14 protein-coding genes and 2 pseudogenes are annotated in these 15486 nt (G+C 40.2%); 8 read left to right on the top strand and 8 right to left on the bottom strand.

From position 1 onward, the window contains the following. Positions 1 to 34 precede the first annotated feature (34 nt). Positions 35 to 724 (bottom strand): PleD family two-component system response regulator, encoded by a 690-nt coding sequence (locus tag B9G53_RS12375; RefSeq protein WP_094532719.1) that lies wholly within the window; start codon positions 722 to 724, stop codon positions 35 to 37. A gap of 140 nt (positions 725 to 864) precedes the next feature. Between B9G53_RS12375 and B9G53_RS12370 the strand changes: the two genes are divergently transcribed. The 3 genes from B9G53_RS12370 to B9G53_RS12360 all read left to right on the top strand — a co-directional run bounded on the left by B9G53_RS12370 (position 865) and on the right by B9G53_RS12360 (position 2223). Then, on the top strand, positions 865 to 1089 hold the full coding sequence (locus B9G53_RS12370) for a DNA-directed RNA polymerase subunit omega (protein WP_094532780.1): 225 nt from the start codon (positions 865 to 867) through the stop codon (positions 1087 to 1089). 49 nt (positions 1090 to 1138) lie between these two features. After that, complete coding sequence (locus tag B9G53_RS12365; protein WP_094532778.1) at positions 1139 to 1525, top strand: DUF1818 family protein; 387 nt, start codon at positions 1139 to 1141, stop codon at positions 1523 to 1525. A gap of 110 nt (positions 1526 to 1635) precedes the next feature. Next, positions 1636 to 2223, top strand: coding sequence for a Uma2 family endonuclease (locus tag B9G53_RS12360; protein ID WP_094532717.1), 588 nt, complete (start codon positions 1636 to 1638; stop codon positions 2221 to 2223). Positions 2224 to 2291: 68 nt separating this feature from the next. On the opposite strand, the gene B9G53_RS12355 is transcribed toward B9G53_RS12360, so the two are convergent. The 7 genes from B9G53_RS12355 to B9G53_RS12325 form a co-directional block, all read right to left on the bottom strand. After that, positions 2292 to 2777: a hypothetical protein gene (locus B9G53_RS12355; protein WP_094532715.1), complete on the bottom strand. Its 486-nt coding sequence runs from the start codon at positions 2775 to 2777 to the stop codon at positions 2292 to 2294. A gap of 97 nt (positions 2778 to 2874) precedes the next feature. After that, positions 2875 to 3222 (bottom strand): DUF1816 domain-containing protein, encoded by a 348-nt coding sequence (locus B9G53_RS12350; protein ID WP_094532713.1) that lies wholly within the window; start codon positions 3220 to 3222, stop codon positions 2875 to 2877. Between the two features lie 343 nt (positions 3223 to 3565). Further along, positions 3566 to 3949 (bottom strand): response regulator, encoded by a 384-nt coding sequence (locus B9G53_RS12345; protein WP_094532711.1) that lies wholly within the window; start codon positions 3947 to 3949, stop codon positions 3566 to 3568. A gap of 164 nt (positions 3950 to 4113) precedes the next feature. Next, a complete protein-coding gene (locus tag B9G53_RS12340; protein ID WP_094532709.1) occupies positions 4114 to 4488 on the bottom strand; it encodes a response regulator in 375 nt (124 codons plus the stop codon). Between the two features lie 205 nt (positions 4489 to 4693). Beyond that, positions 4694 to 8326, bottom strand: coding sequence for a response regulator (locus B9G53_RS12335; RefSeq protein ID WP_094532707.1), 3633 nt, complete (start codon positions 8324 to 8326; stop codon positions 4694 to 4696). A 66-nt stretch (positions 8327 to 8392) separates the two neighbouring features. Continuing rightward, complete coding sequence (locus B9G53_RS12330; protein WP_254923641.1) at positions 8393 to 8974, bottom strand: Uma2 family endonuclease; 582 nt, start codon at positions 8972 to 8974, stop codon at positions 8393 to 8395. A gap of 77 nt (positions 8975 to 9051) precedes the next feature. Then, positions 9052 to 9258: a hypothetical protein gene (locus B9G53_RS12325; protein WP_094532702.1), complete on the bottom strand. Its 207-nt coding sequence runs from the start codon at positions 9256 to 9258 to the stop codon at positions 9052 to 9054. 108 nt (positions 9259 to 9366) lie between these two features. On the opposite strand from B9G53_RS12325, the pseudogene leuS reads away from it, so the two are divergent. The 5 genes and pseudogenes from leuS to B9G53_RS12305 form a co-directional block, all read left to right on the top strand. Then, positions 9367 to 11430, top strand: a pseudogene (leuS, locus tag B9G53_RS12320) (leucine--tRNA ligase); the annotation flags it as partial. A 420-nt stretch (positions 11431 to 11850) separates the two neighbouring features. Further along, positions 11851 to 12345, top strand: a pseudogene (locus tag B9G53_RS29040) (class I tRNA ligase family protein); the annotation flags it as partial. Between the two features lie 60 nt (positions 12346 to 12405). Next, complete coding sequence (locus B9G53_RS12315) at positions 12406 to 12840, top strand: DUF29 family protein (protein WP_094532696.1); 435 nt, start codon at positions 12406 to 12408, stop codon at positions 12838 to 12840. 29 nt (positions 12841 to 12869) lie between these two features. Then, the gene (locus B9G53_RS12310; RefSeq protein ID WP_094532694.1) at positions 12870 to 14360 is read left to right on the top strand and encodes an AAA family ATPase; all 1491 of its coding nucleotides are present in this window, start codon (positions 12870 to 12872) and stop codon (positions 14358 to 14360) included. A gap of 2 nt (positions 14361 to 14362) precedes the next feature. Further along, complete coding sequence (locus B9G53_RS12305) at positions 14363 to 15328, top strand: hypothetical protein (protein ID WP_094532691.1); 966 nt, start codon at positions 14363 to 14365, stop codon at positions 15326 to 15328. Positions 15329 to 15486: the final 158 nt, after the last annotated feature.

The following is a 15486-nucleotide window of genomic DNA, read 5'->3' as shown; positions in this document are numbered from 1 at the left end:
TAAAAGAGGGGAGGTACTTTGCGCCTCCCCTCTTTTATTTGTTTTGTAAAGCTTTTAGCTCTCGTAAAATCACCATCAAACCTTTATTTTGGTGATCAATTTGTTCTGAGATTTTGTCCATGCGCTGATTCAAAGAGTTGATCGCTTTATCTTGATGATCGATTCGAGTATTTAACTCATTAAACCGCGCCACAACTTCCCGTTGAATCAAGTTTTCGATCCCTTGTACTAGCAAAGTCTCAGTCGCAGTGAGTCGATTGACGATCATTTGCAGACTAGGTTCTTCGGTACGCGGCATCTCTCTAACCGCAGCAGGTGCAGATCGAGCAGTAGCTGCTGAAACGGGCTGAGCAGGTTCGGGCGTTAAAAAGTTTTGAATGCGAGCAACTAATACATCCGCTTCAAAAGGTTTTTCAAGGAAATCAAACTCAGTGAATGGCTCAGGTACATGCTCGGTGACTTGTTCTTTGAGTCCCGAAATCATGATTACAGGAACTTTTTGCAACCCTTCGACACGACGGATCGCCTGTAAAGTTTGATAGCCATTATATTTGGGCATCACGAAATCAAGCAATATAAGGTCGGGAAAGGCTCGACGAGCGGCATCTAAACCTGATTTACCGTCACTTGCTTCTAAAACATCATATTTGCCCGCCAAAATGCTTTTAACCATTTTGCGGATCATGATGCTGTCGTCAATTACCAGTACTTTCTTTGCAGTCATGGATTTGAAGAATCCGCCCCAAATAGCTATGCGAAACCATCATATTACATCACAAAACTTGGTTGGTTAAAATATTTTCTGTTCAGTTCAACTTGAGCGCGATCGCGTTAGACTTAAAAGACCCATTTTCTTTCGGTTTTATGGCAAAACGCTACACTATTGACTCATCGCAAATTATTCGTCGTGTCGAAGAATTGATAGATGCTTCTTCCAATCGTTATCGTATTACTGTGCAAGTGGCTAATCGGGCTAAGCTCAGACGCTATGAAGATGATGACTATGACGATCGCATGATGAAGCCGATCCTCCGCGCCATTATGGAAATGTCTGACGAAATTTCCCAGCCTGAAATTCTAAGCGACTGAAAGCCCTAGAATTGGCGGCGCTATGCGCCGCCAATTCTTACTAATTACTATGCTGAATTTCACGTCTCAAGATACATCTAAGCGCCTGTTAAACGGTGAAGGTTGGCGGATCGGATTTCGCTCAGATGTAGATTTGTATAAAGGTTTGGTGGGGGCAGATAGTTGGGCGATCGAGCTAACTGAAAGTGAGTTTAAAGATTTTTGTAAATTAGCATCGCGACTCGCAGAGACGATGCAGGTGATGGCAACTGAGCTATCAGATGGGGAAAAGATTTGTTGTACGTTGGAGACCGAGGATATTTGCCTTGAAGTGAATGGCTTTCCTCATGCTTTTAATTTACATTTTCAGTTATTAACGGGGCGACGCTCGGAAGGCTTTTGGGATGAGGGTGCTGTGCCTTTTTTGATTGAGGCGATCGCCAATTTGCTAGATTAGAACATAAAGAAAGCCGACTTTTGATGGTGCGGAGAAGTTGCGCCATCAGAAAGTGCTTCCTTATTTTACGGTAAAGCCCTAACTTGCCTAATTTGATTAGGAGCGAAAACATGACCAGTATTGCTGTTGCAAAAAATGAAACTGCCCCAGAGGTAAAGCAAGCATTAACCTTAGAGGCATTTTTGAAACTGCCAGATATAGACGAAAGTTATGAGTTAGTTGAAGGAGAAGCAATTAAAAAAATGTCACCTAAATTTTTTCACTCTTCCTTAACAACTATTTTTTGGGTTGAGCTTTCATCGTGGTGTGATGGGTTTGGGCGCGTAAGAGTAGAGTGGTCGGTAGTCTTAAAACGAAGGGGAAAAGATTGGGTTCCTGTACCTGATTTGCTCTATGTTTCCCATGAGCGTCTTGCCGCAGATTGGCGTGAAGATGCACCTTGCCCAGTACTGCCCGAATTAGGAATCGAGATTGTATCGCCAGATCAAACTTTTAATCAATTAGCCCAAAAAGCGATGGATTATTTGAGTGCGGGTGTCGATCGCGTTTGGGTAGTTTATCCACCGATGCGAAGCCTAACGGTATTTTTTGCCGATCGCCCTCCTGAGACTTATCGAGGCGATCAGCTATTAACCGATGAGTTATTTCCTAACTTGGCTGTGACATCAGAGCAGTTTTTTGTGAAGGCAGGAATTTAGGTCGCTTGCCGCTCAAAACCAAAAGAGAGTGGTGGTGCAAAGCACCACCACTCTCTTTTGGTTTGTAATTATGCCGAGAGCGCTGGCAAGTAATCTTTAGTTTCTCGCAAATAGGAATTGTGTGGCAGTAGTTGCAAAGGATTTGTAAACAAATGAATCTTGCTCCAAGAGTCGCTATAGTCAGTATCAGCGATTAAAGAATCAACTAACTCATTGGAGATCGCTTGCCAATGTGGGTTAGTGGCGATGATCGCTTGTTTCCATTGAAATGTAACCTCACTGTACTCTGAACAAATTTGTCTACTTGCATAGTTAGGGTCATGCTCAATCCAAGTTAAACGATTAGGATTAAGCTGAAAATCCCGAATAATTTGCGTGGCAAGTTTTTCAATCTGAGATGGAATAAACCAACCAACTTCACAGTTTTGGGGCGAAACGATAACGATTTGCTGCCCAAACTGGTGGTAGATAATGCGTAAATGACATTGCAGTTGCCAAATTGTAGAATCTTGACCAGAAACGTGGCATTGATAAAAGAGGTTGATGTTTTTCATTGTGAAAATTCTTGAAAGAATAAAAGCTAAAAAATTGATCTAGACAGCCATTTCAAACAACAGAGCTTGATTTAATAGCCTCTCTATTAATTCAAAATTATTGAGAATAGCTGCGGTAAATCAATGGGTTTATCCTTGTTTTATTGAGAATATAGCTGTTTTTAGAGATGCCCTTAAGTCGGAAAGCGGCAATTCTCTCGAGCAAAGAAAGCGATCGCAGATCGTCTCTTGTCAAAGTTAATTGACTAGGTTGACAAAATCGAATATTGGCTGAAAGGATTGTGGCACTTTCTAAAAGAAGATCTTCGATGAATCCTGCCTGTAGTTGCTGGACTTCTTGATGACTTGTAAATGCGCCAAAATAATATAGGCACAGAGGCTGTGCGGTTAATATTTCAATCCACCAACCCAATTCATGAACTACTCTGTTCTGAATTTGATTCATGGTTTTGGTGATTTATTTAAATAGTTTGAAAAGGCTTTTTGCATCCTCAGTCAGTCCAAGATGTCTCCAGCTTTGACCGTACCACTCCTCAAAGATTAAAATTAAAAAATGAGGAAATTCTGTAGTTGACAAAATATTTTCTGAAAATGCTTTGTGATGAAATAAAAATTAATGTTTTTGGCAACCGTATTACCATGCGATCGCAACTTACCGCGCTTTGCGCTCAAACCCGAACCAAGAATAAATTTGAAAGCGTTGCGAAGCACCGCTTTCAAATTTATTCTTGTGGTTCGTTGGATCGGAAAGTGCTGTAGTAGTTAGGCGTAATTAAATATAAAGTCACTTACCAGTCTAAGATCTTGGAGATTTGATCAACGAGCCTCATTGGATTAAATGGTTTGGCGATCGCGCCTTTGACTCCTAGTTGAGCAATTTTTTGAGGTTCGGTCAGATCTACGCGAGATGTCAACAAAACCACAGGGATATTCGCTAGTTGTTGATCGGCTTGTAGTTTTTTGAGAACTGTCAAACCATCCATATTTGGCATGATCACGTCCAGCATAATTGCGTCAGGTTGGAGATTAGCAACTGCCGCTAATCCTTCCTCGCCCGATCGCGCAATCGCTGTTTGCCAGTCGCTGAAAAGTTCTAGGCAAGTCTGCACAATTTGGCGCATATACTCTTCATCGTCTATCAATAAAACTGTTTTGCAAGATGCATTTGTCATTGTGGCTTTGAATCGACGCAATTTATCTTCTGAATAAAATTTATAGTGTAGAAAATAAAAATGAGGATAATCTGAGGATATATATCTTTCGCGAATTATCAGGACATAAAACCCAAAAGAGAGTGGCAGTGCAAAGCACTGCCACTCTCTTTTGGGTTTTATATTTACCAATTTAAAAGCTCAGCAATTTGATCGGAAATTTTGAGCGGCTCAAAGGGCTTGGCGATTGTACCGACTACACCTAGTTGAGCAAATTTTTCCCGATCGCTTACCTGTACCTTCGCTGTTAAAAAGATAACGGGGATATTTTGAGTAACGGGGTTCTTTTGCAAGTTTTGATAAACGGTGATGCCGTCCATTATGGGCATCATCACATCAAGGAGAATTGCGTCGGGCTTGAGGGTTTCCACAATGCTAAGCCCAGTTTTGCCAGAATTAGCAATTTGTACTTTCCATCCTTTAAAGCTTTCTAAACATACAGCAATAACTTCCGCAATATTTGGCTCATCATCAATAAGTAAAATTGATTTGGTAGTCATAAATCTAGAATCTCCTCTGAGGATTGCAAATCAAATAATCTGCGCGATTTAGAACCCAATAATTGTTGAGTCAAGCGAAGCTCGACTCAACAATTATTCTTAGCCTATAGCAGTTTTCAAATGAGTGCATACTCATTTGAAAACAAAAGATCTATCCCAGTAAGGTTTTTGAGTTTTCGTTTTGCCTACGGCAAAATGAAAATTGCTATATGCGATGGGGAATGGTAAACGAAAAGGTACTGCCTTCTGACAATACACTCTCTACCCAAATCTTGCCACCATGTTGTTGGACTATGCTGCGACAGATCGCCAAACCTAAACCTGTACCTCCCATTTGGCGAGAATCGGAAGCATCGACTTGATGGAAGCGTTCAAAAATACTTTCTAGATGATTGGCTGGAATACCGCGACCGCGATCGCATACTCGAAACACAATCTCATCGGCAATTTGTGAGGCTTCCAGATGCACTTGACTTTGAGGAGTCGAGAACTTAATGGCATTACTGAGTAAATTAACTAAAGTCTGGACAAGGCGATCGCGATCAACAACAATTTGCTGCGACTGGACATTGCATAATATTTCGATCTGGTTTTCAGTGGCGATCGCTTGCATCGTTTCGATCGCCTGTTGACATAGCTCAAGCACATCACACCAATTGCGATCGAGTGTGACTTTGCTGGATTCTAAACGCTCTAAGTCCAGAATGTCATTGACTAGCCTCACTAACCTCTCTGTGTCTGAGGACGCAATATTGAGCATGTTTTGGGCAGTTTCAGGTCGATTAGCCAATACGCCCGAAGATAGCAAGCCTAAAGCTCCCCTAATCGAAGCTAAAGGAGTTCTGAGTTCATGACTAACAATGGAAATAAATTCATTTTTAATGCGATCGACTTTCAATTTCTCCGTAATATCTTCACCAATGCTTAGCGTTCCAATAATTTCGTTATCTTGATTGCGCAGGATTGTATTATTCCAAGAGATCATTCTTTCTTCGCCTGCTTTAGTGACAATAGCATTTTGACAATATTTCGGAAAGTCATTATTTAGTAGGCTAGAAAAAGCTTCTCTAATCTCTAATTGATCGATCTGGGATATAAATTGAGAGAACCAGTCTTTGCCGATTACTTCCTCCATGGCATAGCCTGTAATGTTTAGCAAAAATGGATTGATATATTCCACTTTCCCCGCACAGTTCAACCCAACCACCATTAGGTTAACGTTGTCTAGCAAATATTGCCAACGACGGTTTGATTCTTGGAGAGCTATTTCATTTAGTTTGTTCTGCGTAATGTCATAGAAGATCGATAGTATCGTGGCAATTTTGCCATCTGGAGCATATTCAGGAATGAGATGAGCGCGATAATATCCCATTCCCTGATCTTCTGGGAATGGATACTCAATTTCATATCGCTGATCTTGCCCTGTTTCGAGCAATCTGTGAGCAGCGGATTCGAGCATGGTTACATTTTTCTCAGGGAATCCCATTTCTCGAAGGGTTTTACCCAGAAATTCTTTAACGGGAATACCTGTAGCTCTTTCTATGGCTAGATTAACGTAGAGGTGTCGCAGTTGAAGATCGAGGCGCATAATCACGCTAGGCGAATTCTCGGCAAGAGCAATAAATTCCTGCTGACGTTGAAAGAGTTCAGCAGTGCGCTCAGTCACACGATTTTCTAAGTCAGTATTGCTTTTTTGGAGATTTTGATAGAGTTCGGCTTGTTGCAAGGCGATCGCTAACTGCACCGATAACTGCTGAAGTAAGCGAATATCTGACTCTTCCCAAATACGTGGAGCCTCACATTGATGAGCGATTAGTAACCCCCAAAGGGTTGGTGTTTTGTTATCTGTGATCAGGATTGGCAAGACTAAATTTGCTCTCACCTGAAACTGTTCCATTAGTTTCAGATGGCATTCATGTAAGTTAGCTGTATATACATCAAAAGTTGAAAAAACTCTTCCCTCTCGGTATGCCCCACCGAGATCGTCTTGAAAACAGTACTCGTCAATGCGTTGATCTAGACAGGATTTCCATGGTGAGAGAACTGACTCTGCAACAACTGTTCCACTCATGTCAGGATTGAACTGATAAACAATGGAACGATCAGCATTTAAAAATGCGCGTACTTCTTGGACAATTGAGTTAGCAATATCTTCTATACTGAGATATTGCCGAATATGAAGCGTAATTTTGGCAATTAAAATTTCCTGCTGCTGCGATCGCTTGAGTTGCCGATCAAGGGTAATGAAATCGCCAACTTGACCAACACGGTTAATTATCGAAACTGAGGTGATCGCTCCTTTTACTAGATAGTCTGATGCTCCTAAACCCATTACTTGTAAGATCTGTTCATTCTCAGATCCAGTTAGCGCGATCGTACCTACTTCCAAATTTTCTTCTACGATTGTTTGTAATAATTCTAATCCTTCACCATTGGGAAGTTCGCAATCAATAATGACAATATCGGGATTTTGCGATCGCCATAACTCTAATCCTGATTCTCGTGTGTCAGCTTCTAGAAAATGATAGAGATGTGATCTGTCTGTTTGTAGATAGCTGATGTAGGTAGCACGATCAACTTGATCATCATCCACGATCAGCACAGTCAACATTGCTGCTGAAGATTGAGAGAGGTCAGAGTTTCTGTTGATTTGGGAAGTTGGGATCGGCGAAGATGGTGGCATAGATTTAGGGCGATCGCTTTGCTGTTGTTGTGGGTGATCTGATTGCTGCTGAGATCTTAAAAGGATAGGACTTACAGGCTTGAGTTGGTCACAAGTGCTTGCTTCTAAATTGCTAATCAATTGCTGCAATATAGTTGTATCAGTCTGCATTAGAGCAAAATCATTTTTTAACATTTGCTCAATCTGAAATGCGATCGCCGAGCCTTCTGGAAAACCTAATGAACCCATCGATCCAATTAGCCGATGCGCCTCCATATAACCGTCATAGCGCAAATCTGGATCTAAGTTGCCCTGATTTAAGGCGATCGCTACTCGATGGAAAAGAGCAATCGATTCTGGCAAAATAGCAATTAATTTTTTGGTCATAATCGCAATTACCTCCAGCACTCGCGATTTATCTATCTGCGACAAGCTTTCCTCAGGCAAAGTATTTGTCACTAAAGACTTTACAGTTTGCCTCTCCTCAGCTTGAACAGGCTCAGGTTTCAGGCGATATCCCAATCCATATAATGTTTCAATCGGGTCTATAGGCAGTCCCGTTGCCTTTAGCTTTCGACGTAATCCTTTAATGTGTGTCGTCACCACTTCCTCACTGGGAAACTCTCCCGCTGACCACACCTGATCAAGCAAGGCACTACGGCTAAATACCTGTTGTGGATACCTGAGGAATAATTCTAACAACCCATATTCCTTTTGAGTTAAGTGCAAAGGCTGGTGCTTATAGGTAACCTTATTTGATTTGAGATCAAGCCGAATCTGCTCCCATGTTAATTCTTGAATGAGCGTATCGCGATCTCTATAGCGGCGTAACAGCGCCCGAATCCGCGCCACTAATTCCTGAAAGTTATAGGGCTTCACCACATAGTCATCGGCTCCTGCCTCCAACCCCATTACGCGATCGTTAGTACTATCTTTTGCAGTCAGCAATAGCACGGGGATAGTGTAGCCAGAATTACGCAGCTTGGTACATAGCCCAATGCCATCGCTATCAGGCAACATAATATCGAGAATGACCAAATCATAGGTATAGGTTTCGATATGCTGCCATGCAGTCTTAGCATTAAGAGCAGAATCAATTGTGTAATGCGACTCTGCTAGTAGCTGCGAAAGTATTTCCGCAGAATGTATATCGTCTTCAACCAGTAAGATTTTCAAGGTTTTCTCCTATGAAACATGAATCTGCATAACTGGTGAGACTGCTTTATTGCAAATCAAAGCATCTCAAAATATCTCTTCCCAGCTAAAAACTATGTTAGGTAGAGCAATCATTGCCAAAGTGTCATTTTGTTCATAGCGCTGCATTCGCTTATATCCTGATGCTGATGGTTGTGAATATCCTTCTACTACTTTTTTATTGACATCAAACAGCCACATTTCAGGAATCCTATTCGCAGCGTAAAGAGGGCTTTTAACATCGCGGTCATAGGCGATCGTGCTATCCGCGACCTCTATAATCAACAAAATATCGTCAGGTGTAGGCAAAGCCTCGGCATAAAAATCATCACGCCATTTGAGTATGGCAAGATCAGGCTGTGGCTGTAAATAATTACTGAGGAGAATTGGATTCTGTGTCCAGATAATCGTCCGATCGCCAAGCTTTCGTTCAAAATTTTTAGTTGCCTTCGCTACACAAACTGCATGTTTCCTAACAATGGGGGACATTACTCTGATTTCTCCGTTAATTAGTTCGAGGCGATCGCTTTCAGCAAATATTCCCGCTTCGACAATAAGCTCATATTGCTGAACTGTGAATTTATGAACGTTAGACGTAGAGTTTGGCGTAATTAATTGAGCTGTCATCATGTTTCACCTAGGATCATGGTGGATTTTTATTGGACGAAAGGTGCGCCAAGCGCACCCTCTTGGTTGTTGCATAAAATTTATTGCATAGATTTTCGGGCAAGGCTGACTGCTTTGACAAAGCTATAAACACCTACAGGTAAGCTGATTAGCAAAATTGCCCAAGTAGTTGCAAATCCAAAATCTGGAGCGCCGTAGGATATTTCGTAAATGCAGCCAACAAAGGCGATCGCCGCAACGATGGAAATAAGCAAGATTAATTGAGCTTTTATATAATCGGGTGACATAAATTAAGTTTGATTAGGGTGGTTGAGTCTTAATATTTAGTATTATTGCTGAATGTGAGTGGTACTAAGTACTACTCACATTCATATTCGCATATTGATTGATAAGTAATGGACAGCAGATATAATCCCCAGCAGATCGAACCCAAGTGGCAAAAAGTTTGGGCCGAGAAACAACTTGACAAGGTAAATAACGACGCAATTGGTGCAGACAAAAAGAAATTCTATGCGCTGTCAATGTTTCCCTATCCATCGGGAGATCTGCATATGGGTCATGTCCGTAACTACACGATCACCGATGTGATTGCCCGTTACAAAAGAATGCAGGGTTATCAAGTCTTACACCCAATGGGTTGGGATGCCTTCGGGTTGCCTGCGGAAAATGCAGCGATCGATCGCAATACGCATCCCGCCAAATGGACTTACGCGAATATCGACAATATGCGATCGCAGCTTCAGCAAGTGGGCTTGTCCTACGACTGGGATCGCGAGTTAGCCACCTGTTCGCCTGACTATTACAAATGGACACAATGGATCTTTTTACAATTTTTAGAAGCGGGTTTGGCTTATCAAAAAGAGGCAAAAGTTAACTGGGACCCGATTGATCAGACCGTAATTGCCAATGAACAGGTGGATAGTGAAGGTCGATCTTGGCGATCGGGCGCGTTGGTGGAGAAGCGCAAATTACGTCAATGGTTTTTTAAAATCACCGACTATGCTGAGCAGCTTTTGCAAGATTTAGACAAGCTCACCGACTGGCCCTCTAATGTCAAGATCATGCAAGCTAACTGGATCGGTAAGTCCACAGGTGCAGAGCTAAGTTTTGCGATCGTTGGCAGTGACGAAAAAATCACAGTTTTCACTACCCGTCCCGACACCGTTTATGGTGTAAGCTATGTCGTGCTTGCCCCAGAGCATCCCTTAGTCGAGACTTTGACTACTGCTGATCAAAAAGAAGCCGTTAGCAAATTTATTGAAGAAGTCAAAAATCTTAGTGAAATCGATCGCACTTCTGACGATCGCCCCAAACGTGGCGTAGCGATCGGCGCAAGTGTAATTAATCCCTTCACAGGCAAAGAAGTTCCCATCTGGATTGCCGATTATGTTCTCTTTGAATATGGAACGGGCGCAGTGATGGGAGTTCCTGCCCATGATGTCCGCGATTTTGCCTTTGCGAAGCAGTACAACCTTCCCATTCAGACCGTAATTAATGCCCCTAATGCAACGGGTGAAGCACTCAAGGCTGCTTACACCGAAGCAGGCATCATGGTCAATTCGGGAGATTTTGATGGCTTGGATTCTGTAACCGCAAAAACTAAGATTGTGGAACTTGCCGAAAAAAATCAATGGGGAACTGCCAAAATCACCTATCGCTTGCGTGACTGGTTAATTTCTCGCCAAAGATATTGGGGCTGTCCAATTCCCGTGATCCATTGTCCCAAGTGTGGCATCGTTCCTGTTCCCATTAACGATTTACCCGTGATCTTGCCTGAAGATGTGGAACTCACAGGACGAGGTGCATCGCCTCTCGCCCAAAAGGAATCTTGGATAAATGTCCCCTGTCCTAAATGCAGCACGGCTGCTAAGCGTGAAACCGACACGATGGATACTTTCATTGATTCCTCTTGGTATTTCCTAAGGTTTGCTGATGCAAAGAATGATCAGAAAATCGGCGATCGCAATTCCATCAATAACTGGCTACCTGTCGATCAATATGTCGGCGGCGTAGAACATGCGATTTTGCATTTACTCTATTCCCGTTTTGTGACTAAAGTTTTGCGCGATCGCGGCTTACTCAATTTTGATGAACCCTTTACGAGATTGCTCACGCAGGGCATGGTGCAGGGCTTGACCTACATGAACCCTAACAAGGGTGGCAAGGATAAATGGGTTCCTTCAGCTTTAGTCGATCCGAAAGATCCGAAAGATCCGAAAACTGGTGAACCTTTGCAAGCGCTATTTGCCACGATGTCTAAATCTAAGGGCAATGGGGTGTCACCTGTAGATGCGATCGCTAAGTATGGAGCCGACACTTTGAGGATGTTCACGCTCTTTAAAGCTCCTCCTGAAAAAGATTTAGAATGGGAAGATGCCGATGTCGAAGGTCAGCAACGCTTCTTAAATCGGTTGTGGCGGTTGGTAACAGAATCAATTTTGTGGCGATCTATTAGCAATGTTGACTATGAAAACAGAGTTTTAGAGCCATGGCAGACAATTTCTGAGTCTGGTATTTCTGCAATTAACTTTATTGAGAAAGATCTCACTATTGATAATATAAGTGAAGAGCTTATAGAAACTTGGTATTCTTCAATCGAAGAAAAATATTACAAGATTGAAGGTCAGTATTACAAGTTGACTGGATCAGACAAGGAAGTCTTGAAAGAACATCCTTCATTTTCTCTAACTTTTGTTTTATTTCTTCCATCTGTCTCAAAAAAAGAGTGGGATCAGCAAGGTTTTCAAATTCACTTTGAGAAAATTAGCAAAAAAGATAACAAGCACGAAAATATTAAAGTTTATGTTGACTTTGGTGAGAATAAACAAGGAATAGACGGTTTGAGGTTAGGTATTCCTAAATCGATTGAAGCTTTTGAAAAGGCGGAAAAAGAGTTGCGTCGAGCAATCCATACTGCAATTAAAGATGTTACAGAAGATCTAGATGGTGAATACCAGCTTAATACAGCTATATCAGAAATGATGAAGTTGAGTAATGCTATATCTAGTTCACGAGTCAAAACTTCTCAGGTTTATCGTGAAGGTGTCGAAACCCTCTTAACATTGCTTGCTCCCTTTGCACCACACATTGCTGAGGAACTTTGGTCATTGATTGGGCATACAGACTCAATTCATTTGCAGCCTTGGCTCACCCACGATCCTGATGCACTCACCGTTGATGAGATTACCCTCGTCATTCAAATCAATGGCAAAGTGCGCGGCAGTCTCCAAGTGCCATCTAGCGCCAGCAATGACAAGCAAGCATTGGAGGAATATGCTCGCAGCTCAAGTGCCGCACAGAAGTATCTCGAAGGTAAAGAGATTAAGAAAGTGATTGCAGTTCCCGGAAAGTTGGTGAATTTTGTAGTTGTCTAAGTTTGTGGGTGGTGTTTTTCGCCACCCCATCTATTTACTCAATAACGAGGCGATGTCTTTATGGAAGAATTATTGACTCTGAAGGAATTGCTAGTTTGTGGGGATATTCCTGCGGCGATGGTTTTGGTTGAGGAAATGACGGAGATGAGTAAGGATGATAAAATCAGCAAAATTTTTAGCTACAGTATTATTTTATTAGTTCATCTCATCAAGCAAAAGGCAGAAAAACGTACTACGCGATCGTGGGATCTTTCAATTTATAACTCGACAACTCAAATTCGACGTGCAAATCAGCGTCGTAAGGCTAAGGGAACTTATCTTAGCAAATTAGAACTTAGTGAAACTTTAGCAGAAGCTTATAACATTGCACTGGCTAGTGCTGCGATCGAGGCTTTTGAAGGGCGCTATGAGGCGGATGAGTTAGCGGCAATGTGCGATCACGATGAGATTTTGGCAGATGCATTAAAATTAATTGAACAGGAATCAGTTAATTAAGTGTTTACAAGGCAACAACAGGAGTTTATATGCATTTACAAAGAGTCCAAGTTCCTGATTTTCGAGTCCTAAAGGATGTAGATATCACTTTTGAGAAAGATTTTAATCCTAGAGTTTTTCCACTGGGCAGCCAGAATGGTGGTGGGAAAAGTACTTTATTACAATTAATCTTTATATTGCTACATTGCTCAGGTAATTCCGATAGTTTTCTCGCTTTAAAAAATCTACTTAATGGATTTGATTTGCATAGAAACAAAGATAGAAGAGTATTAGCAATCATTGATATTTGGGATGGTCAAAACACAGTAGAACTAGAATTTTTTGTCTGTAAGAATTTTATCGTTGAACAGGCATCAAATACTTCAAATAGAACAATAAAAGAAAAGCGAATAAGCTTTTCTACATTTACAGAATTAAAGATTGCACAGAAAGAATCAAATAATTTATCTAATAAGTTAAAGAGATTACAGGAAAGCATAAAAAAAATAGGCTCTAAACATCCTGAACTATTAAACCCAAATTCTGCATATCCTTTAGATGTTGATTCTGATGACTCATCTAAGTTATTTATTCTTGAAAATCTACGAATACAGCTATTAGAACTAGATATTATTTTAGAAACAGAGAATACTGATGATCTAGATTTACCCCAAAAACTTGAGCAAGCAAAATCAACCTTAGTAGACAGGCAAAATATAGTTAACTCCAAGATAAATTATTTTAACTCAGAAATTGAAGTTTTAAATTCTAAATTGAGGCAAGCTAATATTATATATATATCTACTTACACTGCTAAAAATGAAGAATTTGATGATATAGCTTTACTTTGTAAAGCGAAGAATTTGAGAATAGATCTAGTTGAAAAATTCTTGAAGCAATTATCAAATAAAGTATTCCTAGCAGCTCCATCAACTCAAGTTTTTTTGTTTTTATCAAAAAAATCAAGGAAATCTCTTTTTTCAGATAGAAATGAGTATTATTCATTGCTTAGCAAATCCAATTCTAAATTGTCTGGACTTTTTACATATGATTTTTTGGCAGTTGACTTACTTATTGAATATTTTAAAACTGCAAGAGATCGAGATTTTAGACAAGCTTTAGAAACAGGTAAATATGGTAATAGTTACCAAAGTCTTTTAAAAGATTTAGAGTTTTTACTTCAAGATAAAAAAGTTAATTTGAGATCGGATTTTTCAGGATTAACATTTACGAGAAATATATCTGGTGTAACGGATGAACTAGAACTAGAACCAGAAGATTTAAGTCATGGTGAACTAAAAAGATTAAGTATTTATATTTGGTTGAAACACAACAACATAGAAGATGCAATTGTATTAATGGATGAAATTGATCTTGCATTGCATCCAGACTGGCAATATAGAATTGCAACAGACTTGGTAGAATGGGAACCAAGTAATCAATATATATTAGCAACTCACTCTTATGAATTATGTCAAGCATTAACACCTTCTCATGTAAAAGTATTAGAACCAAAACTCACAGAAAGACGTAGTGATTAGTTATGAGTTTTAGTGAGAAAGAATTAAAACAGCATTGCGAAATAATTTTAAAGCAACGTAAAATCCGTAACAAGATTATTGTTTTATGCGAAGGAATTATTCCTAAAGAACAAGGTAGACCATCTCCACAATCCTATGGAAGGATGGATACATTGCCAGATTCCAATTTTTATAAAGCTTGCATTCCTAGTGATTGGAGAAATTCTCGACCAGAGTTTTTCAACTGCGGTGACTGTAACAATGTTGCAAATACATATTTCACCCTTTTAGAAATGCTTGAGGAAGATACAGACAATCAATACTTTCATCCTAAAAAAATATTCGCGATAGTAGATCTAGATATTCAAATAAGACCTATTTATAGTTATCGATTTATAAATACTCAGGAAATATTTTGCAATCTTTATGACAAGATCAAAATCAATGAGACTAATGCTAATAATGATCAAGAGACTCATGAAATATTAGTGACAGGATTGATTCATAAAGAAGCTTACTTTTTAGTTCCAGCACTACAATCAATATTTGATGGATATTCTATCCAGCCATTTTACAAAGACAGCGAATTACTACTTGAAAATATTTATCTCGAAATGTCTCAAGATCTATGTTTGGATGCTGATTTAAAAGCTAACTTTGCGATCGCTTGTTCTCGTATTAATCATTGTGTTGGATTAAATTTTAGTGGAATAGATAAACTCAAAGATAGCTGGATAAATGAATTTCAAAATGCTATAGATAAGAATAGAAAACACGAACTGGTTTTCAGTTTGTTAACTACCCGAAAAGCTAAAGAATATTGGCATCAAGTGCAACCAAATGATGAATGGAGTAGAGATGTTTCTGTGTATAGAGATCAACTCTCATTAGAAATTGCTAGAGAGTTCTATGCAAAACAAATTGACGACGAAGCGGCGGCGAAATATCATATCCCCTACTTTTTCAAAATGTTGCGTAAATTTGCTTGATGGGTAGGCGATCGCACTGACAAATGCTTTCTCCCTATAATGTAGCTAGCTCAGAAAATAGGAGACAGCCAATAAAAGCGAAAGTGACAATTAATCCCCAAGCGCGTGAGCGAGAAGTCATCGCCATCCTGCTCAAACATGGGTGGGAATATCTACAT

Origin of the sequence: Pseudanabaena sp. SR411 (assembly GCF_002251945.1) — a bacterium.
Taxonomy (GTDB): domain Bacteria; phylum Cyanobacteriota; class Cyanobacteriia; order Pseudanabaenales; family Pseudanabaenaceae; genus Pseudanabaena.
The sequence above is the reverse complement of the archived record's forward strand: the minus strand, read 5'-3'. Positions and strand labels throughout refer to the sequence as shown.

Coding starts and splice junctions, on each gene's coding strand:
- B9G53_RS12355 (WP_094532715.1), bottom strand. CDS start 2,777: ATGAAAAACATCAACCTCTTTTATCAATGCCACGTTTCTGGTCAAGAT.
- B9G53_RS12375 (WP_094532719.1), bottom strand. CDS start 724: ATGACTGCAAAGAAAGTACTGGTAATTGACGACAGCATCATGATCCGC.
- B9G53_RS12305 (WP_094532691.1), top strand. CDS start 14,363: ATGAGTTTTAGTGAGAAAGAATTAAAACAGCATTGCGAAATAATTTTA.
- B9G53_RS12345 (WP_094532711.1), bottom strand. CDS start 3,949: ATGACAAATGCATCTTGCAAAACAGTTTTATTGATAGACGATGAAGAG.
- B9G53_RS12360 (WP_094532717.1), top strand. CDS start 1,636: ATGACCAGTATTGCTGTTGCAAAAAATGAAACTGCCCCAGAGGTAAAG.
- B9G53_RS12325 (WP_094532702.1), bottom strand. CDS start 9,258: ATGTCACCCGATTATATAAAAGCTCAATTAATCTTGCTTATTTCCATC.
- B9G53_RS12315 (WP_094532696.1), top strand. CDS start 12,406: ATGGAAGAATTATTGACTCTGAAGGAATTGCTAGTTTGTGGGGATATT.
- B9G53_RS12370 (WP_094532780.1), top strand. CDS start 865: ATGGCAAAACGCTACACTATTGACTCATCGCAAATTATTCGTCGTGTC.
- B9G53_RS12310 (WP_094532694.1), top strand. CDS start 12,870: ATGCATTTACAAAGAGTCCAAGTTCCTGATTTTCGAGTCCTAAAGGAT.
- B9G53_RS12340 (WP_094532709.1), bottom strand. CDS start 4,488: ATGACTACCAAATCAATTTTACTTATTGATGATGAGCCAAATATTGCG.
- B9G53_RS12365 (WP_094532778.1), top strand. CDS start 1,139: ATGCTGAATTTCACGTCTCAAGATACATCTAAGCGCCTGTTAAACGGT.
- B9G53_RS12350 (WP_094532713.1), bottom strand. CDS start 3,222: ATGAATCAAATTCAGAACAGAGTAGTTCATGAATTGGGTTGGTGGATT.
- B9G53_RS12330 (WP_254923641.1), bottom strand. CDS start 8,974: ATGATGACAGCTCAATTAATTACGCCAAACTCTACGTCTAACGTTCAT.